The 19,502-nt window shown below is 63.9% G+C and carries 20 protein-coding genes and 1 pseudogene; 8 read left to right on the plus strand and 13 right to left on the minus strand.

What is annotated here, in order from left to right:
- Positions 1–76: 76 nt before the first annotated feature.
- Complete coding sequence (locus CH281_RS22890; protein WP_094695780.1) at positions 77–1,165, plus strand: ferredoxin--NADP reductase; 1,089 nt, start codon at positions 77–79, stop codon at positions 1,163–1,165.
- Positions 1,166–1,180: 15 nt separating this feature from the next.
- On the opposite strand, the gene CH281_RS22895 is transcribed toward CH281_RS22890, so the two are convergent.
- Genes CH281_RS22895 through CH281_RS22905 form a run of 3 tightly spaced genes read right to left on the minus strand, consistent with a single transcriptional unit; the run spans position 1,181 to position 4,229 of the window.
- Positions 1,181–1,858 (minus strand): TetR/AcrR family transcriptional regulator, encoded by a 678-nt coding sequence (locus CH281_RS22895; protein WP_051365015.1) that lies wholly within the window; start codon positions 1,856–1,858, stop codon positions 1,181–1,183.
- A complete protein-coding gene (locus CH281_RS22900) occupies positions 1,855–2,676 on the minus strand; it encodes an alpha/beta fold hydrolase (protein ID WP_373453894.1) in 822 nt (273 codons plus the stop codon). Before CH281_RS22900 ends, CH281_RS22895 begins: the two co-directional genes overlap by 4 nt.
- Positions 2,673–4,229 carry a flavin-containing monooxygenase gene (locus CH281_RS22905; protein ID WP_052066843.1) on the minus strand — a complete coding sequence of 519 codons (1,557 nt, stop codon included), beginning with the start codon at positions 4,227–4,229 and terminating at the stop codon, positions 2,673–2,675. Before CH281_RS22905 ends, CH281_RS22900 begins: the two co-directional genes overlap by 4 nt.
- 196 nt (positions 4,230–4,425) lie before the next feature.
- On the opposite strand from CH281_RS22905, the gene CH281_RS27005 reads away from it, so the two are divergent.
- Positions 4,426–4,587, plus strand: coding sequence for a hypothetical protein (locus CH281_RS27005; protein ID WP_155291285.1), 162 nt, complete (start codon positions 4,426–4,428; stop codon positions 4,585–4,587).
- A 167-nt stretch (positions 4,588–4,754) separates the two neighbouring features.
- A complete protein-coding gene (locus tag CH281_RS27580) occupies positions 4,755–5,345 on the plus strand; it encodes a CsbD family protein (protein ID WP_063216602.1) in 591 nt (196 codons plus the stop codon).
- Positions 5,346–5,398: 53 nt separating this feature from the next.
- On the opposite strand, the gene CH281_RS22915 is transcribed toward CH281_RS27580, so the two are convergent.
- The 3 genes from CH281_RS22915 to CH281_RS22925 all read right to left on the minus strand — a co-directional run bounded on the left by CH281_RS22915 (position 5,399) and on the right by CH281_RS22925 (position 7,250).
- Complete coding sequence (locus CH281_RS22915; protein WP_027495602.1) at positions 5,399–5,695, minus strand: hypothetical protein; 297 nt, start codon at positions 5,693–5,695, stop codon at positions 5,399–5,401.
- Positions 5,696–5,798: 103 nt separating this feature from the next.
- Entirely contained in the window at positions 5,799–6,764 is a 966-nt protein-coding gene (locus CH281_RS22920; RefSeq protein WP_205914390.1) for an alpha/beta hydrolase, read from the minus strand.
- Positions 6,765–6,941: 177 nt separating this feature from the next.
- Positions 6,942–7,250, minus strand: coding sequence for a hypothetical protein (locus CH281_RS22925; RefSeq protein WP_094695584.1), 309 nt, complete (start codon positions 7,248–7,250; stop codon positions 6,942–6,944).
- A 118-nt stretch (positions 7,251–7,368) separates the two neighbouring features.
- Between CH281_RS22925 and CH281_RS22930 the strand changes: the two genes are divergently transcribed.
- Positions 7,369–7,767, plus strand: a complete 399-nt coding sequence (locus CH281_RS22930; protein WP_094695585.1) for a hypothetical protein — start codon at positions 7,369–7,371, stop codon at positions 7,765–7,767.
- Between the two features lie 94 nt (positions 7,768–7,861).
- Here CH281_RS22930 and CH281_RS22935 read toward each other — a convergent pair whose 3' ends face one another.
- The 3 genes from CH281_RS22935 to CH281_RS22945 all read right to left on the minus strand — a co-directional run bounded on the left by CH281_RS22935 (position 7,862) and on the right by CH281_RS22945 (position 10,412).
- Positions 7,862–9,169, minus strand: a complete 1,308-nt coding sequence (locus tag CH281_RS22935; protein WP_094695586.1) for an NAD(P)/FAD-dependent oxidoreductase — start codon at positions 9,167–9,169, stop codon at positions 7,862–7,864.
- A gap of 141 nt (positions 9,170–9,310) precedes the next feature.
- On the minus strand, positions 9,311–9,934 hold the full coding sequence (locus tag CH281_RS22940) for a DUF305 domain-containing protein (RefSeq protein ID WP_057473556.1): 624 nt from the start codon (positions 9,932–9,934) through the stop codon (positions 9,311–9,313).
- A gap of 82 nt (positions 9,935–10,016) precedes the next feature.
- Entirely contained in the window at positions 10,017–10,412 is a 396-nt protein-coding gene (locus CH281_RS22945) for a DUF6153 family protein (protein WP_057473555.1), read from the minus strand.
- A 150-nt stretch (positions 10,413–10,562) separates the two neighbouring features.
- On the opposite strand from CH281_RS22945, the gene CH281_RS22950 reads away from it, so the two are divergent.
- Complete coding sequence (locus CH281_RS22950) at positions 10,563–11,441, plus strand: universal stress protein (RefSeq protein ID WP_027495586.1); 879 nt, start codon at positions 10,563–10,565, stop codon at positions 11,439–11,441.
- Positions 11,438–13,828, plus strand: a complete 2,391-nt coding sequence (locus CH281_RS22955) for a phosphoketolase family protein (protein ID WP_094695587.1) — start codon at positions 11,438–11,440, stop codon at positions 13,826–13,828. Before CH281_RS22950 ends, CH281_RS22955 begins: the two co-directional genes overlap by 4 nt.
- A gap of 11 nt (positions 13,829–13,839) precedes the next feature.
- On the opposite strand, the gene CH281_RS22960 is transcribed toward CH281_RS22955, so the two are convergent.
- The 4 genes from CH281_RS22960 to CH281_RS22975 all read right to left on the minus strand — a co-directional run bounded on the left by CH281_RS22960 (position 13,840) and on the right by CH281_RS22975 (position 18,053).
- Positions 13,840–14,724 (minus strand): universal stress protein, encoded by an 885-nt coding sequence (locus CH281_RS22960; protein ID WP_027495584.1) that lies wholly within the window; start codon positions 14,722–14,724, stop codon positions 13,840–13,842.
- Positions 14,721–15,563 (minus strand): universal stress protein, encoded by an 843-nt coding sequence (locus CH281_RS22965; RefSeq protein ID WP_143544851.1) that lies wholly within the window; start codon positions 15,561–15,563, stop codon positions 14,721–14,723. Before CH281_RS22965 ends, CH281_RS22960 begins: the two co-directional genes overlap by 4 nt.
- Before the next feature lie 119 nt (positions 15,564–15,682).
- Positions 15,683–17,389, minus strand: coding sequence for a GAF domain-containing sensor histidine kinase (locus tag CH281_RS22970; protein WP_082519231.1), 1,707 nt, complete (start codon positions 17,387–17,389; stop codon positions 15,683–15,685).
- A complete protein-coding gene (locus CH281_RS22975) occupies positions 17,382–18,053 on the minus strand; it encodes a response regulator (RefSeq protein ID WP_027495581.1) in 672 nt (223 codons plus the stop codon). The genes CH281_RS22970 and CH281_RS22975 overlap by 8 nt, the downstream gene beginning before the upstream one ends.
- Positions 18,054–18,248: 195 nt before the next feature.
- Here CH281_RS22975 and CH281_RS22980 point away from each other — a divergent pair, with 195 nt between their 5' ends.
- Both CH281_RS22980 and CH281_RS27430 read left to right on the plus strand, forming a co-directional pair.
- Positions 18,249–19,160, plus strand: a complete 912-nt coding sequence (locus CH281_RS22980) for a universal stress protein (protein ID WP_179274265.1) — start codon at positions 18,249–18,251, stop codon at positions 19,158–19,160.
- Positions 19,161–19,247: 87 nt separating this feature from the next.
- A pseudogene (locus CH281_RS27430) lies at positions 19,248–19,499 on the plus strand (ATP-binding cassette domain-containing protein); the annotation flags it as partial.
- Positions 19,500–19,502 lie beyond the last annotated feature (3 nt).

Here is a 19,502-nt window from a genome sequence, read left to right on the forward strand (position 1 = left end):
GGCCTATTATTTGGTGGCGAAGTGTGCGACAGTGGCGTCCAACACCGAAAGCGCAAGGGAGCGAGCACACGTGACGATGTTCAGGAGTAATCCACCGGCGGAACTGGATGCGTCTGCCATCGGTCCCGAGGACAGGATCTTCGAGTTGGAGATCGCCGAGGTGACCCGCGAGACCGAAGATGCGATCTCCCTCGGCTTTGTGGTTCCCGAGCACCGACACGCAGACTTTCGGTACGAGCCGGGGCAATTTGTCACCCTTGAGATTCCCTGCACCGACGGCGGCTCGGTGGCCCGCTGCTACTCCTTCTCGAGCTCTCCGGTACGCAGCCCACTCCCCACCGTGACTGTCAAGCGCATTCAGGACGGTCAGGCATCACATTGGTTGCACGACAACGCTGTTCGTGGGATGCGGCTCAAGGCATTGAAGCCGTCGGGCATGTTCGGACCCGAGAGCTGGGACGACCATTTCGTCCTGCTGGCCGCCGGCAGTGGCATCACCCCGATGATGTCGATCCTCGAGACCGCCCTGTTGCAGCACGAGAATCGGATCACTCTCGTCTACGCCAACCAGAACCGCGACTCGGTCATCTTCGCAGAGCGACTGACCGAACTGCGGTCTCGCTTTCCCGAGCGACTGAACATTCACCATTGGTACACCTCGGAATCGGGCTTGCCCACTGCTGCGGGACTGGCTTCGCTGGGTGCGAACATTCCGGCCGATTGCGAGGTCTTCCTTTGCGGCCCAGCGCAGTACATGAACGTCGCCGAGGAGTGGCTCGCTCGTACCGGCACGGTGGCGCGCAGAACCCATCGCGAGGTGTTCTCCTCCTTCGACTCGAATCCGTTTCGGCCCGGCGAGGCGACGATTTCCGACGAACCGGGCGCGAACTCCGTCACCGCTCAGGTCGAGATCGACGGAATGGAGACCGAGTTCGCTTGGAATGCAGACACCAAGCTGCTCGACCGACTTCTCGAGTTGGGTCTCGACCCGCCGTACGTATGCCGCGAAGGAACCTGCGGCGGTTGTGCTTACACCCTCACCGAGGGCACCGTGACCATGCTCGCCAATGAGACGCTCGACGAACACGAACTGCAGCACGGCGTCCGACTGGCCTGCCAGTCCGTGCCCGATTCCACGAGCGTTCGTGCGGTGTTCGACCGCTGATGTCGAGGAGGGCGCTCAGCTATCGAGCGTCAACGTGTGCGGCTCCGAGGTGAAGATAGCGGCCGATCCCGCAGCGCGCGCTATGCCCGCGATACCGCCCCAGACCATCATGGTGAGGTAGTCGATGAGCTCGTCGACCGTCATGGTCCGGTCGAACATCCACCAGTGCGACGCCAACCGCACCGCGCCGATCATGGCAAAGGCGATGGGCATCGAACCGCCCGTGGAGAACTCCCGCTCTCGGAATCGGTCGGCGATGACGGAGGACAGTAACTCCGCGATCAGTCCCTCGGACACGGTGATGATGTCCTGGTTGCCGCTGACTGCATTGTTGGAATGGACGTAGATGTAGATTTCGGGATCTGTGGCAACCGTCGTGACGTAGGCGGAAATCACTGCGCGAGTGAGGTGATACTCATCGAGGTCCTCGGACATCGCGTCCTGGATCCGCGGCACCAGTGCAGTCTCGACGTATCGAGCCATCGCAGCGTCGGCGAGACCCTTTTTGTCCGCGAAGTGTTTGTACAGAACGGTTTTCGAGACACCGTTCGCTGCGGCGATGGCATCCATACCCACGTCGTGTCCATGCTCACGAATCGCTGCCAGTGTTCGATCGAGCAGTTCACGTCGCCGGGTGATTCTGTGGTCGCGCCACCGGTCACTTCGCCCGTCCACCTTGACCACCGCGCTCATGCCGACTGCGGTACCGCTCGTGATCCCCTCAGCAGAATCGACGCCACCAACTCCGGATCGTCCGACATCGGAACGTGCCCGAGCCCCGAGTAGGTGCGAACTTCTGCCTGCGGAAACGTTCGACGCACCAGCGGTGCCTGATACACCGGCAACACCAGGTCCCGGCGTCCCCACGCGACGGTGACAGGAACGGACTCGTCGACCGGAACGCTGAAGCGCGGCACTGCGTTTCCGGCCGCGTCGATCGCACGATTGGTAGTGATGCTGAGCGCGTCGATCGTGGCCGTTGCCGCGGGAACTCGCCACGGCTTGGCGTAGAAGACAGCGTTGGCGATCGTGCGTCCCACGACCGAACGCATGACGGTCGGTGCGATCGGGCTCATCACTCGAGACAACGCCCGCAACAGACGGAACACGAAGAGCGCCCGAGTCTGATCCCAGTGTCCGCGAAAGAAACCGGCCGGTGACAGGGCGGTCGCCGAGGCGACCGACCCGCGGGCAGCAAGTTCCATCGCGAAGTATCCACCCAACGAATTACCGGCCACGTGCGGCTTCTCGCCGTCCACCGCAACGTAGTCGAGAAATCGCTCCAACTCGGCCACGATCCACGGACCCAGGTCGAATTCCTCGGTGGGCAAGTCCGGTGACGCGCCGTGACCGGGCAGGTCCACCGTCACCACTCGTCGATGCCGCGCCAGTATGTCGACGACACTGTCCCACGCATGTTGTCTGTGCACGATGCCGTGAATGAGCACCAATGTAGGGCCCTCACCCCGGATGGTGTGCGCGAGGGTCAGACCGTCGATGTCGGAAGTCACTGCGTGCCGACCTTTCTCGGCCAGATGCGGTATACGGGCGCGATATCCGCCCCCGCCACACGGGCGTTGTCCGCTCGGCCGAACGTCATCGATTCCGTCAGATCGTCGAATCGTGCGTCGATCCGGTCGAGAATGTAGTTCTGCCGCACCGACCAGGGACGTTCGGTCCCCGATTTGGGTAGCTCGTTCAAGGAACGCGTGACGTATCCGGAGGCGAGGTCGACGACCGGACGAGAGTCCACGGCCTTGCCCTGTCGGTCCGGGATCGCATGGGTGTAGCCGTGAGACCGCATGTACACCAACAGTTTGGCTACTGCCTGCGCCGTCATGTCGGCCTTGAGCGTCCACGATGCATTCGTGTACCCGATGGACCATGCAACGTTGGGTACGTCCTCGAGCATGTGACCCTTGTAGACGAACTTGTCGTGCACTTCGAGTCGCTCACCGTCCAGCGAGAGTGCGATTCCGCCGAAGGCCTGGAGCTTCAACCCCGTTGCGGTGACGATGATGTCGGCGGGGATCTCGTCACCCGATTCCAACCGAATCCCGTCGGCGGTGATCTCGGCTATCCGGTCGGTCACCACGGTCGCTCGACCGGTGCGAATGGCCTTGAAGAGATCGCCGTCGGGCACGACGCACAGCCGCTGGTCCCACGGGGCATACGTCGGCTTGAAGTGCTTGTCGATGTCGTATCCACGCGGGAGCTGCACCTTCGTCATTGCTCGGAACACCCTGCGGGCCGTCTTGGGTGCCCGTCGACACAGCTGATACGAGCCGACCATCAACAGTGCATTGCGCCACCGCAACGCACTGTGTGCCAGGGTGTCCGGCAGTACACGCCGAGTGAGCGTGGTGAACGGGTCGGTCATCGGCAGGGACGCAATGTACGTGGGAGAACGCTGCAGCATCGTCACCGACGCAGCATCGACCGCGAGCGAAGGCACCAAAGTGATTGCCGTCGCGCCACTTCCGATGACAACGACCCGCTTACCGGTGTGGTCGAGACCTTCCGGCCACTGCTGGGGATGCACCACCTGCCCGGTGAACTTCTCCATCCCGGGAAGGTCAGGGGTGTACCCACCCGAGTAGTCGAAGTATCCGGTACACAAGAACACGAATCGACTTCGATACGTTCGCGGAACGCCGTCGGACAGCGTGTCGACGGTCCATAGGTCGGTCGACGAATCCCAGTTCGCCGCAACGACGGAGGTAGAGAAGTGCGTGCGCTCGTCTATGCCGTTGGTGTGAGCGGTATCGACGATGTAGTTACGAATGTCTTCGCCATGGGCAAGCAGAGTGTTTCCCGGCCAAGGCGTGTGCGGAAACGAGAACGTGAAGATATCGCTGTCCGAACGAATTCCCGGGTACCGGAACAGGTCCCAGGTACCGCCTGCTCGCTCGCGCCCTTCGAGGATCGCGTAGCTGAGCTCCGGTGCCATCTCCTGCAAGCGATACGCGGCTCCGACTCCCGAAATACCCGCACCGACGATGAGCACATCCCTGAAGTTGTCGTGGGTCGAACCGTCGACCTCGGGCCAGGTATCTGCATTCATCGACGCGCCTCGCTGTCTCACCGAACACCATCGCCCGGACGCCGACCGAGCAGCGACACCGCGACTAACATCACATAATGTGCCATTGACTGGTGGCGGTGTCAATGGCAGCCTTCAGCACATCACAGACAGGAGCTGTCATGAACCGCACTCTCTTCGTTGGGTGCACGCCCAACGCAACCGGAACCAGTAGCCGATGACTCCCGTGGCGGTCGGGGCTGCGGGAGTCATCGCGCTGATCCTGCTCACGTCGAGAGGGTCGGGACTGGACTTCGACCGGCGCTCGTTGTCGACGGCCTACTCAGCACGTGCGACGCGCGCACGCCGTCGAACGTGGTGGCCGCGTTCGACGAAGTAGTCACAGCACGCCGAGCAGCACAAATACGGCTACTCGTCGTAGTGACCCGAAACACCCGTGGTCGGACGTATGTTTCGGACCGTCGAGTTCGACTCATACTTACCGGCGTCGTCCGCGACGTCACCGCTCCGGATTCCGGAGACGACCTACACGAAAGAGGGATACCGATGGCCGACTTCATCGACAAGGCTCAGCACAAGGCAGAAGAACTGGCCGGGACTGCGAAGGAGAAGGCCGGTGAGGCCACCGGTGACGACAGCCTTCGCGCCGAAGGGGCCACCGACCAGGCCAAGGCCAACACTCAGCAGGCTGCCGACAAGGTTTCCGACGCCGCCGAGAGCGTTGCCGACTCCGCGGCCGGCGCTGCCAAGCAGGCCAAGCACGCAGCTGCAGACGTCGCCGACAAGGCAGCCGACACCGCCGCAGACGTCAAGAGCGCCGTCCAGGACAAGGTCGAGAACGTCGACGTCGACGACGTGAAGGAGAAGGCCTCCCAGGTCGCCGACAAGGCAGCCGAGAAGGCCTCCGCCGTCGCCGACGACGTGAAGACCACGGTCCGCAACATCGACAGCGAGGATGTGGCCGAGGCCGCGAAGGTCGGCACTCCGATCATCGCTGCCATCGCAGCCGCCGCCGGTGCCGTCGCATTCGTGCTGATCCGTCGACGCAACCGTCGCCGCAGCGCTGCACACCTGTTCGTTCCGTCGAAGCGCACCACCCGCAAGCTCGCCAAGAAGGCGCGTAAGCACAGCTTCTGAAGGTGATCACCCGGAAAGCCCCGCCTCGTTTTCAGGCGGGGCTTTCGCTCGTTCTACAGCGGTTTCAGCGCCCGGCTGGGCACCCAGTGTGTGACGGTTTCGCTCCGGTCTCGCGACATCAGTTCGTAGGTGACGCGACCCAACCAATCGCCGTCGACGGTGATGGACCATTCGACCAGATCGCCCGGGACCACGCGTCGAACATCGAAGCCTTCCGGATTGAACTTCGACGCGTGATGCGGTGGTAGCGGATACAGGACGTTCAGATCGATCCACACCTTGAGTGGTGGTCTGAGCATCTTGAACGGACGCACGGCAGACGCGGGTCGAGGTTGAGCGCGTCGTGCCATCGTTCGATCATACGTTCGATTCGGACGCAGTCATACCTGTCCCCGCAACGAGAAACGGCCACCCGCACACGAGGTGCGGGTGGCCGTCTTCGATCAGGATGAATCAGATGCCGAGCGATCCTGCCAGGAACGGCCAGGACTTGTGCAGGTCGTCCTGCCAGTAGCCCCAGGAGTGGTTGCCGACCGGACGGAAGTCGACAGTTGCCGGGATTCCCAGCTGGTCGAGACGCTTGGCCAGGTTGGACGTGCAGAAGTTGGTGGCCAGCTCGATGCCGCCGCCGACGATGACCTGGTTGGCGAGCGTCGCCGGGTCGTTCTTCAGGCGCGGGTTGGCGAAGGTGTCGTTCGGGATGCCGGGCAGTCCGCTGCCGGTGCTCATGTAGATCTGGGTGCCGCGCAGCTTCTCTGCGTTGAGCAGCGGATCGTTCTCGCGCCACACGGGGCCGTCGAGCGGGCCCCACATGTTCTCGACGTTTCCGCCGCCGTACGTCTCGACGACGAGCTTGACGAACTGCTGACCGATCGGGTCCGAGGTCTGCGCGCAACCGCTGTATGCCGCGACGCCGGTGAACTTGCCCGGGTACTTGATCGCGATGTTGAGAACCGATGTGCCCGTCATGGACAACGCTGCCAGCGACTGGCGACCGTTGGTGTCGAACTGGGCGTCGATCAGCGGAGGCAGTTCTTCACCGAGGAAGGTGCTCCACTTGTTGCTGCCGAGCTTCGGATCGTCCTGCAGCCAGTCGGTGTAGTAGGACCACTTGCCCTTCTGCGGAGTCACGATGTAGGCGTTCTTGTCCGACAGGAAGGCCTCGGCGTCGGTCTGCGACTGCCACGATGCCGCATCCTCGCCGCCACCTGCACCGTTGAGCAGGTACAGCACCGGACGCGACACGCTCTCGTCGGCGGGGCGCTGCACCGTGACCGGAATGGTGCGGTTCATCGACGCGGAGTACACCTGGAGCTGAACCTGGCGGCCGTCGAGGGTGTTCACCGATTCGATTCGCGAGCCGTTGCTCGACTGAGTCGTTGCGGCGGGCAGTTCGTCCGCGGACGCGACGGGCGTCATCAGCGCGGTCGGAAGAATCGCCACTGCGAGGGCGACGGCCGCAGCCGAACCGAATCGCTGGAAGCCGTGTCGTCGAGATCGTGGCACGCTGTTTCACCTTTTCGTCGAGTTACACCGGTCGAGTTTCTACATCGGCCGAAGATGAGGTGACGTTACCTCGAGCAAACGTCCCGAGCGTTATGGACCGGACGAATCCGAGACGCGATCGTGATGCTCGCGCTCGGCCCTCGAACCGAGGACGAGACACACCAGGATGACGATCACCGCCACGACAACGCCGACGGGAAGTGGCGAATACAACCAGACAATGGGCGGCACATAGTCGTCGGATGTCCCATCCGTCCAACCGAACACCCGCGGCGGTACCGGTGCCGACACAGAGAACAGCGTCAGTGCGAACGGTACGAGCGGACCGATGGTCGACGCCACCGTGCGTGTCGCTCGTGCCGATCCGACGAGCAATCCGACAGCGATGGGATGCAGCACGCAATAGCACACAGTCCCAACGGTATTGATCGAGTCGTCTCCGATGGGCAGAAGAGGGCTTCCCAATCGACGGCCATGTGTGGTCTATTCGACGCGAACCCAACGTCAGGAGTGCGCCATGTTTCGTCGTATCACCGTCACGGTTGCTGTCGTCGCAGGTACCGCCGCACTTGGAGTCGGTACCGCCAACGCCGACGAATGGCCCGTCGCGCCGCCGTACCCGAGCCCGACTGCTCCGCAGGACGTCACCGGAGTGTTCCTGACTCCTCAGGACCCGGACTACTGGAATCCCTTCGTCAGCGAGAATCGACTGACCTCGCCCTACGGCAACAGCACTCGCATCGTCTGCACCGGATTCCACGGCGTGCTGGGCTCCTGTTGGCAGGCCGACTCGAACGGCAACCCGCACAAGCTCATTCCGCTGAGTATGGACTACCCGGGTTCGACTGGCCACTTGCTCCCCGGCGGCGGTCCAGGGCACTTCGTCTATCCCGGTTACATCCCCGGCATCGGCTGACCCCGTCGACACCGCCGGGCAACTGATCTGAGTGTCCACAATTTCGCCCTCGAAGCGGGATTCCGTGCGAGGGTGACAATAGTGGGCGCTCAGGTCAGTTGTACGGTTTGCGCGCCGTTTCCGGGTCTCCGTAGGTGATTGCCCGTTCACGTCGTGTTCCGCTGAGAAGTGTTGCGCCCCAGTTGATCAGTGTCCCGGCTCGGTTGCGCTTACCGGCCAGGAATGCGATGTGGATGACGCCCCACGACACCCAGCCCAGGAATCCCGACATCTTCAGCGGCCCGGCCTGCACCAGTGCGTGTCCGCGTGCGATGTAGGCGGCAGTGCCCAGGTCTCGATACTTGAAATCCGAACGCGCAGAACCGGATACATCTGCTGCGATTGCCGCGCCCGCTGCCCGTCCACCCTGCATCGCCACTTCGGCGACACCGGCGAGACCGTTCAACGCCATGATGTCGCCGACGACGAACGCGTTGCGGTGACCCGGTACGGACAGGTCGGGCTGCACGGCGATCCGCCCGGACCTGTCCTGTTCGACGCCCAGGGCGTCGGCCAGATTCTTCACGAACGGAACCGCTTCGACGCCTGCGGTCCACAGCACGGTGCGAGTGTCGTGGCGTGTGACGGTCTTCGGTTCGGCCTTGGCCGTCACCTCGACGTCGGTGGCCGTGACGTCGGTGACGTGAACGCCGAGATGCGTTTCGACTCCGACCGTGTCGAGGGTGCGCTGGGCCTTCTTCGTCAGAGAGTCGGGGAACGATTCGAGCACTCGGTCACCGCCGTGGAACAGCAGAACGCGCGCTTCGGACGGGTGGATCGAATCGAATTCCTTCGCCAGCGCTCGGGTGGCGAGTTCCCTGATCTGCCCGGCCAATTCGACTCCGGTGGGCCCTCCACCGGCGACGGCGAAGGTGAGCCAGGGGCGACGCTCTTCGGGGGTGGGCAGGGACTCGGCCATCTCGAATGCCGAGATCAGTTTTCGCCTGATCGCCAAGGCGTCGTCGAGGGTCTTCATGCCCGGCGCCCACTGCACGTATTCGTCGTGGCCGTGATAGGCCTGCTGCATTCCGACCGCGACGACGAGGTAGTCGTAAGGCAACTCGAACGTCGACCCGTCGAAGCGGCTCGCCGTCACCACTCCGCCATCGCCCACGGTTGTCACCGAGGTCGCTTCACCGAGAGCCACCTTCACGTTCTTCTGCTTGCGCAACAGGTGCCGCAACGGGCTGGCGATCGAGCCCTCGGAGAGAAGGCCGGTTGCGCACTGATAGAGCAGCGGCTGAAAGACGTGAGAGGTGCCTCGTTCGAGAACGGTGATGTCGACATCCGAACCGTGCAGCCGGCGGGTTGCATACAACCCGCCGAAGCCGCCGCCGAGGACCAGGACCCGTGGACGTGACATCGTCGATACTCTCCCTCGATCCGACCCGCAGAACACAATTCCTCGCGCGTCACAGCGTACTCGAGGGCAACGGCATGCAGCCGTCCCCCGCCGGGCCGCACCCCGGTCTGGGGTGCGGCCCGGCAACGTACCGACAACGGATCAGCCGAGCATCCGCTGCATCGTGTCGATTTCCTGCTGCTGCGTGGCCACGATCGTGCGGGCCATCTCCTGCGCGTCGGGGTTCGAGCCGTCCGCAATCTCGTTGTTCGCCATCTCGATCGCGCCCTCGTGATGCTCGATCATCATCGTCAGCCACTGACGGTCGAACTCCGGGCCCGACAGACCGGTCAGGGCGTCCATGTCCTGCTGGGACATCATGCCCATACCCGAGCTGTGGTCCATTCCGCTCATCTCGCCCATGTCCGACGGGGGTGCGGGCTGACCCCATTCGGCGAGCCAGGCCGTCATCCGGTCCATTTCCGGTTGCTGCGCGGCTTGGATCGCCGACGCCAGTGCCACGACGTCCGGATTGCCGGTGCGACCTTGAACCATTTCAGCCATGTCGACGGCCTGCGCGTGGTGCGGGTACATCATCCGCGCGAACATGACGTCGGCGTCGTTGAACTCCGCCGATGCCGATGCCGATGCCGATGCCGAATCCTGAACGGAAGCCGATGAGGTAGTCGTCGTCGACGAATCCGACGTGGTGTCGCTACTGCAGCCGGCGACGAGGAATGCGCTCACGGTGGCGGCAGCCAGCGAAGCGACGAGTGTTGTACGCATATGAAACTCCTTGAACGAGTGTGCAATACAGGGATCTAGGTATGTCGATCCGCCGGTGGTCGTGCGTCCACCGGGCTGCCTGTCACACTCGCAAGGTCACCGATCTGTCCAACTCCCACAGAGTCCACGGCGGCGCACGCTCCGATATGGAATGGACGCGCCCACCGATACCGTCCTCCGACATGACCGAGTGGACGCCATCGACGCTCGTCACCGGGACCGACAGCGCAGCCCACGACACGGTGGTTCCCGCGCACGGATGCATCATCTGATGTGCCGACGGGCAGTCGTGCTCACCGACTGCCACCTGAACCGGGTCCTCGTGGTGGGTCGCCGACGCCATGGCCGCATGCTCGCTTTGTGCCGACGTGGTCGGCGTCACCGAATGCATCAGCAGTACCCCGAGGATCGTCAGCGCGATCAACAATCCGGTCGCCGAGGCAAAGCCCGGACGACGGCGTCGGATCACTGACTGCATGTCACCGACGATAGCAAGACATACCCCCCAGGGGTAGCAGTGAGGGCATTCCGGCTCGAGCCGAGGGACTTCCGACTCTGTCTGCGCTCCAGCGAACCGGCCATGCTCGAGGTGTACCTGAACACGACAGTCAACGAACGGGAATACAACATGAATGCATCGAGTCGGGTCGTCGTCGGAGTCGACGGATCTGCCACATCGCTCGACGCGGTCCGTTGGGCAACGCGCGAGGCGATACGACGCCACGCCCCGCTCGAGTTGGTCACGTCGTCACTGTTCGCACCGGGAACCTACGGCGATGCCATCAGCCTCCGGATCGGCGCGTTCGCAGATCCGGACGTCGAGGCCAAGCGGGTCCTGACCGCTGCGGTCGACGTTGCGCACAAGACCGCGGCAGGCAATTCGCTGATTCTCGACACTCGTCTCGAACATGGCTCGGCTGCACGAAATCTGACGCACTTCGACGTCGCGCCTGCCTTGATCGTCGTCGGTTCGAGAGGCCTCGGTGAGTTCACCGGCGGATTGGTCGGGTCGGTCAGTACCGCCGTCGTGTCACACGCCAAGTGCCCTGTTGCAGTGATCAAGTCGAACACGGTCAGCGACGGGCCGGTGGTCGTGGGTGTGGATTGCACGTCCAACAGCCAGCCGGCCATCGGATTCGCGTTGCGCGAGGCGTCGATGCGAGGTGTCGACCTCGTTGCCGTACACGCGTGGAGCGACCTCGAGCTCGGGAGCGTGCTGACCCGCGACGAAGAAGGTCCGTGGGCCGATTCCGAACTGGCAGAGAAGACATCGCTGGCCGAGAGCCTGGCCGGGTGGTCGGAGGACTACCCCGACGTCACCATCCGCCGGGTGGTGGTTCAGGACAGACCCGTTCGCGAACTGGTCCGCGCCTCCGAGAGCGCGCAGCTGATCGTGGTCGGTAGCCGCGGCCGGGGCGGCTTCGCCTCGATGCTGCTCGGATCGACGTCCCGCGCAGTGCTGCATTCGGTCGATGTTCCCGTCGTTGTCGTACCCACGAACCGATGACCGCGTCCACCACCGAGACCACCTACAGCTCCGATGAACTCGACGCCGATCTGCGCTACTGGGCTGCCGCGAACTACCTGACGGTCGCCCAGATCTACCTGCAGGACAATGTATTGCTACGGCAACCACTGACGGTGGAACACATCAAGCCCCGACTGCTCGGGCACTGGGGCACCAGCCCCGGTCTGTCGATGATCTACACGCTGCTCAATCACCTCATCTGCCGAACCGGTTCGGATTGGCTGTATGTCACCGGTCCCGGTCACGGTGGCCCGGCGTTGGTCGCGAACACCTATCTCGAAGGCACGTACAGCGAGATCTATCCCGACATCTCGCTCGACAGCGACGGTGTGCGTCGTCTGTGTCGCCAATTCTCCACTCCCGGTGGCATTCCGAGCCATGTGAGCGTGCAGACCCCCGGCAGTATCCACGAGGGTGGCGAGCTGGGGTATGCCCTGATCCACGCAGCGGGCGCGGCGTTCGACAACCCCGATCTGGTGGTCGCCTGTGTCGTCGGCGACGGGGAGGCCGAAACCGGCCCGCTGTCGGGTTCGTGGAAGATCCCGGCGTTCCTGAACCCGGTTCGTGACGGCGCAGTGCTGCCCATTCTGCATCTCAACGACGCCAAGATATCCGGCCCGACAGTGCTCGGGCGCAGCACCGATCAAGCGATTGCCGACTACCTCGGCGGTCAGGGTTGGGCACCGATCTTCGTCGAGGGCGACGATCCGCGAGAGGTGTTCCCGGCCTTACAGTTCGCTCTCGCCCGCGCCCACGACGATATTCGGAGAATCCAGCGTGCGGCCCGCGGCGGCGAGTCGCACCACGGAAGTGCATGGCCTGCAATCGTCTTGCGTACCCCGAAGGGCTGGACCGGGCCACACGAGGTCGACGGCAAGCTGATCGAGGGAACGCACTGGGCCCACCAGGTCCCGCTGTCCGGCGTCCGCGAGAACCCGTCGCATCTGGCGCAGCTCGAGCAGTGGTTGCTCTCCTACGATCCCGGATCACTCTTCGACGACAACGGCGTACCCGCGGCGCACATCCGTGAACTCACTCCGACGGGCGATAAGAGGCTCGGGGCCACTCCCCACGCCAACGGCGGTGTGCTGTTGCAACCCTTGGTCATTCGTGAGCTCGAGAACTACGCTCTGACGATCGACTCCCCGGGACGCATCTCGCACGAGACGACCACCGTACTCGGGGAGATGATGCGGGATATCTACCTCGACAACGCACGACCCGACGGCGGTGGCACTTTCCGCCTGTTCTGCCCCGACGAGACAGCCAGCAACCGTCTGCAGGCCGTGTTCGAGGCCACCGACCGATGCTGGCAGCTGCCGACCACCGAGTTCGACGACAACCTGGCCGCCGACGGCCGCGTCATGGAGGTGCTCAGTGAGCATCTGTGTGAGGGCTGGCTCGAGGCGTACCTGTTGTCGGGCCGACACGGATTGTTTGCGAGCTACGAGGCTTTCGCGATGGTGAGCGTGTCGATGCTGATCCAGCACACCAAGTGGCTGCAGCATGCGGCCACTCTGGCCTGGCGAGCACCCGTCGCCTCGTTGAACGTACTGCTCACCAGTACGTGCTGGCGCAACGACCACAACGGGTTCAGTCATCAGGGGCCCGGACTGATCGACGCGGTGATCCCTCTGGCACCCGATGTGGTGCGTGTGTGGCTGCCACCGGACTCCAATACTCTTCTCGCCGTTGCCGACCACTGCTTTCGCAGCCGCGGACACGTCAACGTGCTGGTGGTCGACAAACAGAGCCATCCCCAATACCTGACGCTCACCGAGGCTCGCGCACATGCAGCAGCCGGTGCCTCACGGTGGGACTGGGCCGGTACCGAGAACACCGCTACTCCGCGCGATCCCGAGATCGTGCTGGCCTGCGCCGGCGACGTTCCGACCGAGGAGACTCTCGCTGCAGCGGACCTGTTGCGTAACTGGACACCCGAGCTGCAAGTACGCGTGGTCAACGTCATCGACCTGATGGCGCTGCTACCCGTCGCCGATCATCCACACGGGTTCTCGGAGGATCAGTTCGCCGATCTGTTCACCGACTCGGTCGATGTCGTCTTCGCTTTCCACGGCTACCCCCGCGCGGTGCACCAGCTGCTGCACGGCCGTCCGAACGCGCAGAGATTCCACGTCCGCGGCTTCATCGAACAAGGCACCACCACAACACCGTTCGACATGGTGGTGCTCAACAAGATCAGTCGCTACCACCTGGCGATCGAAGCACTCGACCGAGCACACACGGTGCCGGCCGGTGCCGAGGAACTGCGGCAGCACTGCCGGGACCAACTGACCCGGCACGACGCCTACATCCGGAAACACTTCGAGGATCTACCCGAGATTCGCGAATGGCGGTGGTCGTGACGGATCGGTTGCTAACCGCGAGCGATGATCAGCGGACAGTCGACGCGGTGGGCCAGAGACCGAACGGTGGATCCGAGCAGCTGGCCACTGAAACCGGTGCGTCCGCTCGAACCGACCACCACGGCCTCTGCGCGCACCGCCGCGCCGAGGATGCGTTCGACGACGTCGCCGCGCAGCACTGTCTGCTTCACCACCACGTCGGGATACAGCTCGCTCCACCCGGACAGGTTTTCGGCCAACACGGTTCGGCCGTTGGACACAATTGCCTCGGACTTGTCCGACGTCGACGCGTCGGGTGACGAGACGAGTCGATCCGTCGACACGTGGACTGCAACAAGGCCAGTGCCCCGAAGCGAGGCCTCCTCGAAGGCCAGCCGGACGGCCTCCTGGTTGTGCGCCGAGGCGTCGACTCCGAGCACGACCGGTCCCCGTGCCGAATGCAACTCCACGCTGCGCGGCACGATGACTACCGGACAGCGAGCCTGCACAGCCACCGCCGTGCTCACCGAGCCGAGCAGCTCGGCGAAGTACTCGCCGTTGCCGCGTGAGCCGACCACCATCATCGACGCGGTGGCGGACTCGTCGATCAGCGCCTGAACAGTCGGTCCGACAATCGGTTCGATCATGATCGTCAGCGCGTCGGGTTTCTCGACCGACCGCCGCGCGACGAGGGATGCCGACGTCAGAATCGAATCCGCACGTGCATTCTCCTCGGAGCCGAGTTGCGACGGGAGTGCGACGAAACTGGTGTAGAGGGCCCTGATTTGGTACGCGGACACCAGCTTCAACGGTGCTCCGCGTAATTCGGCTTCGCGTGCGGCCCAGCCGACCGCGTCGAGTGACGAACCGGATCCGTCGACGCCGACGACGATCGCCCTCGCGTTCACGGTACTCATGCGTGCGGCACCACGAGGACGGGGCATTCGGCGTGCCGCAGGACTTTCGTCAACGTGCTTCCCGGCACGCGATCGCGCTCGTGCCCCACCACCAGCAGCTGTGCAGTGTCGGACACCGCGACGAGTTCCGATCCCGAATCGGCCTCGGCGTAGACCGACGCGACCCGCACCGAAGGATAGTCGGCACTGAAGGGTTCCAACCGGACGTCCATTGCCGACTCGGGGTGCAGATGGTCGACCGGACCGCCGATGGCGCTGGCCAGAATGGTCGAGACAGTCTGGGTGTGCACCGCCAACACGGTGGCCCCGCGCATCGACGCTTCGTGGAATGCCTGCGCCACAACGAGATCCGATGCCGAAACCTTCACGTCTCCCAGAGCGGCGACGACCGCGCCGTCGCGCTCGGAATCGAAGGTGTGCACAACGGCCACGGGGTTCGGTGAGCATTCGACCACCGTGCGCACCATGGATCCGAGAACCCGTGCAGCGATCGAATTCTCGGTCTTGGCACCCAATACGATCAGGCACGCAGACGCTGCTTCGGACAGCATCACCGTTTCCGGGACACCCTGTAGAACAACAGCTTCCACGATGACGGTCGGGTCGCTCGCCCGCGCTATGATCGCGGCCTGGTCCAAGACGGTGCGCGCATAGTCACCGTCCACGTCGGGTGCCCCGTATACCGTTTCACGCTGCATCTGGGGTTCGATCACATGTACCAGTCGCAGTGATGTTCCTCGGCCTCGCGCCTCACGCACAGCGAAGCGCACTGCATCGAGCGCGGCCGTCGATCCGTCGATTCCGACCAGAACGGGTCCGGTGGTGTGTGAGATGTTCATCGGGTTCCTCTCGGTGGTGCGACGCAGGATCGGCACCGTCACCGAAAACGCTACGAGCTCATCGCCACTCGCGGTAACGGCCGGAGGTCATCGAAAGAGGTGACCAACGACTGGAGCCGTCAGGGCAGCGGTACCGCCCACGTCACATCGGTGCCGCTGCCGGAAGCACCGGGGCAAACGGTCATGGTCCCTCCGCACTCGGCCGCACGGGCCCCCAGGTTGGACAACCCACTGGTGGTGGTGTTGTCGGGCATACCGATTCCGTTGTCGGACACCACGATTTCGAGCTCGTTCCCCACCGACAGAGTAACGGTCACAGTGTCGCCCTGGGCGTGATGAACGACGTTGCTGACAGTCTCGCGGACAACGGCAACGGCATGATCGGCGAGTTTGGTGTCGACGACCGACAGTGGTCCGAACATCCGCACGACGGCACGGATATCGACGTTCTCGGTGAGTTCGAGTACCGCGCTGTTGATACGTTGCCGCAGCCGTGTTGCGGAGTGGGATGTGCTCTGCAGGTCGAAAATGGTCGTCCTGATGTCCTGCACCGTGTCCTGCAGGTCGTCGATCGTTCTGGACAGACGCTGCCGTAGGTCCGGGGACTCGGTGCGCTGCAGGGTGCTCTGCAGCGCCAATCCTGCAGCGAAGATCCTCTGAATCACGTGATCGTGCAGGTCACGGGCAATACGATCCCGGTCGGACAACACGTCGAGTTGATGCATCCGCCGACTGGCGTCCGCGATCTGCATCACCAGCGCGGCCTGGTTGGCGAAGTTCGAGACCAGTTCGAGTTGGGTCTCGTCGAACGGTCCCCGCCCCGCGGCGCGCAGAACCACCAGGACTCCACTGACGCCCTCTGCCACGCGGAAGGGTGAAATCATTGCGGGTCCGAAAGCAGAGCCCAGTTCCTTGACCCCGTAGTCGAGTCGCTCCTTCCGCAACGCTGTTCGACGCCGAAAGGCTACTCCCGAGCTCGAGCCCTCGATCGGAACGACTGCCCCGACCATTCGATCGGCCCCGAGCCCGTCGCTGACCGTGACGACGAGTCGCGTGACATCCCCGAAGGCTTGATCTGCGTCCTCGGGTACCGCGATGAACGCCGCATCGGACCCGGTCAGGTGCAACGACTTACGCGCCACCATCTGCAGTACTTCGTCGATGTCCGTCCCGGAAAGGAGCTCGGTGCCGATGTCCCGCGTTGCCTCCATCCACGCCTGACGCACCCGCGAGTCCTCGTACAGTCTCGAGTTGTCGATAGCGATGCCGGCGGCGGACGCCAACGCCTTGGTGACGACTTCGTCGTCCTCGGTGAACTGCTTGCCGCCCTTCTTCTCGGTGAGATAGAGATTGCCGAAGATCTCGTCGCGAACCCGAATCGGCACTCCGAGAAAGGTTTTCATCGGGGGATGGTTGGGCGGGAACCCCACCGATTCCGGGTGCGATGTCAGATCGTCCAGACGCAGCACTTTCGGTTGGTCGATCAACAGTCCGAGTACCCCGCGGCCGGTGGGGAGCGGGCCGATGGCCACCCGGGTGTCCTCGTCCATGCCGTAGTTGATGAACGCACTCAATCCGTGGCCTTCTCCGCGCACGCCGAGCGCACCGTACTGGGCGTCGACGAGCTTGACGGCCGATTCCACGATCGAACGCAGCGTCACCTCCAGATCGAGTCCCGAGGTGATGACGAGCATCGCGTCGAGCAGACCGTCGGCTTGAATCCTCGCATCGGCGATGCGACCGATACGATCCTGCACCTCGGCAAGCAGCTCCCCGAGCCGGAGTTGCGGTAGCGAAGACCGGGTTTCCCCGTGCTGGTCATCCATCCCGGGACCCCGGTTTCCGGTGGGCAGGCGGATCGCCGTCGGCGAGCTTCGACGCATACACCGCAGCTTGGGTGCGGCGTTCCATCCCGAGCTTGGCGAGCAGCCGAGACACGTAGTTCTTCACCGTCTTCTCCGCCAGGAACATCCTGGCCGCGATCTGTCTGTTGGTCAGGCCCTCTCCCAGCAGATCCAGCAGGGTGCGCTCCTGGGGCGTGAGGTGATCGATAGGGCCCGATGACGCCGTCCCGGCTCGCAATTTGTCCATCAACGCCGCGGCTGCACGGTTGTCGAGCAGCGACCGGCCGGAACCGACGTCCTTGATCGCTCGGGTCAGTTCCATGCCGGTGATGTCCTTGACGACATAGCCGCTCGCGCCCGCGAGTATCGCGTCGAGCATGGCCTGGTCCTCGGTGAACGAGGTCAGCATCATGGTCTTGAGGTTCGGCAGTCGATCGAGAAGCTCACGGCACAGTTCGATGCCGTTGCCGTCGGGTAGCCGCACGTCGAGCACCGCGACGTCGGGCTGCAGGGCCGGAATTCGGGCCAGCGCCTGCGCGCAACTACCTGCCTCGCCGATGACCTCGAGATCGGGATCGGAGTCGATGAGGTCGATCAGACCGCGCCGCACGATTTCGTGATCGTCCACCAAGAACACCGTGACCACGTCGACACCCCTCTACCTGCGTCCATGTCGAACGCCTCGACTTCTGAGCCTACGGGGGACGGGCGGCGGTGGTCCGACCTTTCGTCACCGAAACAGAGGACCAAAGTCCTCGGTCCAGGTGTTGTTGTCCTGCCGCGCCCGAGTCTGTGCGGGGCGTCTGATGGATGTTCGACACCACGACCGAGGAGGAAATCGATGGGTCCACTTCCGACCATCGTCGGGGTCGACGGTTCGGCGGCGGCTCTGGACGCGGTGCGCTGGGCCGCTCTCGACGCACGACTGCACCTGTCCGATCTCCTTGTCGTCTCGGCGATGTCGCTGCCCGAGGTCTTGACCGGGTTGGGCGTCCTTCCCGATACCGTGGTGCACCAGGCCAGATCGGAAACCGACCGAATTCTCGACGAGGCCCGGGAGACTGCGACTCGTGGGACGGCGACAGTCACCGTCGATACCGTCTCGTCCGAAGCCTCTGCGGTGTCCACATTGCTCGAACTGTCCGAGACGGCCCGCATGGTGGTCATTGCCACGCGGGGGCTCGGTGGCACCGAGCAGCGGTCGTTGGGCTCGATCGGGTTCGCCGTCACCACTCATGCTCGCTGCCCGGTCACCGTGGTGCGTGGCTGGACCGACGGCAGTATCGACCACGCGAGCCAACCGGTGGTCGTGGGCGTGGACGGCACCAAGGCGAGCGCTGCCGCAATGACGTCGGCGTTCGAGGAGGCGGATGTTCGATCGGCACCACTGACTGCGGTGCACTCCTGGTCGGACACGGATCTGTCGATCGGCTTCCCGATTCGAGGAATGGAGTGGCCGGACAACCGACGCGCGGCTGCAGATCACTTGGCGCGGCTGCTCGAACCGCACACTCGACTCCATCCGACGGTGTCGGTGCGGTCCGTGGTGGTCAAGGACAAACCGGTGCAGGCACTTCTCGATCACGCCCAAGGTGCTCAGCTGGTGGTGATCGGTAGTCACGGACGCGGCGGCTACGCGGAGATGATGCTCGGCTCGACCAGCCGGTCGGTGCTGACGCGAGCGCACTGCCCGGTCACCGTCGTGCCGTCGCCCGGTCGCCTCGCCGCTGTCACCCACCGGCCCAGCATGTGACTGTCCCTGACCGGACAATGCCGTTCGTCGACCTACGAGGGTCCTAATGCCCTACGACGGCCGAGCCGAGCCGAGCACGCTGTGTCCATGAGCCGACCGGACACCGCCGCCTACGCGATCGAAGTACGCGCACTGAGCAAGAGCTACGGCGGGAAGCTCGTCATCGACGACCTGTCGTTCGTCGTCGAACCCGGCACTGTCACAGGCTTTCTCGGCCCCAACGGATCGGGTAAGTCCACCACGATGCGATTGATCGTCGGATCGGATCGCCCCAGCGCGGAGCACACGCGCTGGTCCAGCGCGTGTCTGCCCTCGAGCAACCCTACGGCGAATCGAGCCCAA

It is taken from the genome of Rhodococcus sp. 06-221-2 (genome assembly GCF_002258365.1).
Lineage (GTDB): Bacteria > Actinomycetota > Actinomycetes > Mycobacteriales > Mycobacteriaceae > Rhodococcoides > Rhodococcoides fascians.

Bases quoted from the DNA above. Each gene is read 5' to 3' on its own strand.
- CH281_RS22890 (WP_094695780.1), top strand. From the start codon at position 77: ATGTTCAGGAGTAATCCACCGGCGGAACTGGATGCGTCTGCCATCGGT.
- CH281_RS22895 (WP_051365015.1), bottom strand. From the start codon at position 1,858: ATGAGCGCGGTGGTCAAGGTGGACGGGCGAAGTGACCGGTGGCGCGAC.
- CH281_RS22905 (WP_052066843.1), bottom strand. From the start codon at position 4,229: ATGAATGCAGATACCTGGCCCGAGGTCGACGGTTCGACCCACGACAAC.
- CH281_RS27005 (WP_155291285.1), top strand. From the start codon at position 4,426: ATGACTCCCGTGGCGGTCGGGGCTGCGGGAGTCATCGCGCTGATCCTG.
- CH281_RS27580 (WP_063216602.1), top strand. From the start codon at position 4,755: ATGGCCGACTTCATCGACAAGGCTCAGCACAAGGCAGAAGAACTGGCC.
- CH281_RS22915 (WP_027495602.1), bottom strand. From the start codon at position 5,695: ATGGCACGACGCGCTCAACCTCGACCCGCGTCTGCCGTGCGTCCGTTC.
- CH281_RS22920 (WP_205914390.1), bottom strand. From the start codon at position 6,764: ATGACGCCCGTCGCGTCCGCGGACGAACTGCCCGCCGCAACGACTCAG.
- CH281_RS22930 (WP_094695585.1), top strand. From the start codon at position 7,369: ATGTTTCGTCGTATCACCGTCACGGTTGCTGTCGTCGCAGGTACCGCC.
- CH281_RS22935 (WP_094695586.1), bottom strand. From the start codon at position 9,169: ATGTCACGTCCACGGGTCCTGGTCCTCGGCGGCGGCTTCGGCGGGTTG.
- CH281_RS22940 (WP_057473556.1), bottom strand. From the start codon at position 9,934: ATGCGTACAACACTCGTCGCTTCGCTGGCTGCCGCCACCGTGAGCGCA.
- CH281_RS22945 (WP_057473555.1), bottom strand. From the start codon at position 10,412: ATGCAGTCAGTGATCCGACGCCGTCGTCCGGGCTTTGCCTCGGCGACC.
- CH281_RS22950 (WP_027495586.1), top strand. From the start codon at position 10,563: ATGAATGCATCGAGTCGGGTCGTCGTCGGAGTCGACGGATCTGCCACA.
- CH281_RS22955 (WP_094695587.1), top strand. From the start codon at position 11,438: ATGACCGCGTCCACCACCGAGACCACCTACAGCTCCGATGAACTCGAC.
- CH281_RS22960 (WP_027495584.1), bottom strand. From the start codon at position 14,724: ATGAGTACCGTGAACGCGAGGGCGATCGTCGTCGGCGTCGACGGATCC.
- CH281_RS22965 (WP_143544851.1), bottom strand. From the start codon at position 15,563: ATGAACATCTCACACACCACCGGACCCGTTCTGGTCGGAATCGACGGA.
- CH281_RS22970 (WP_082519231.1), bottom strand. From the start codon at position 17,389: ATGGATGACCAGCACGGGGAAACCCGGTCTTCGCTACCGCAACTCCGG.
- CH281_RS22980 (WP_179274265.1), top strand. From the start codon at position 18,249: ATGGGTCCACTTCCGACCATCGTCGGGGTCGACGGTTCGGCGGCGGCT.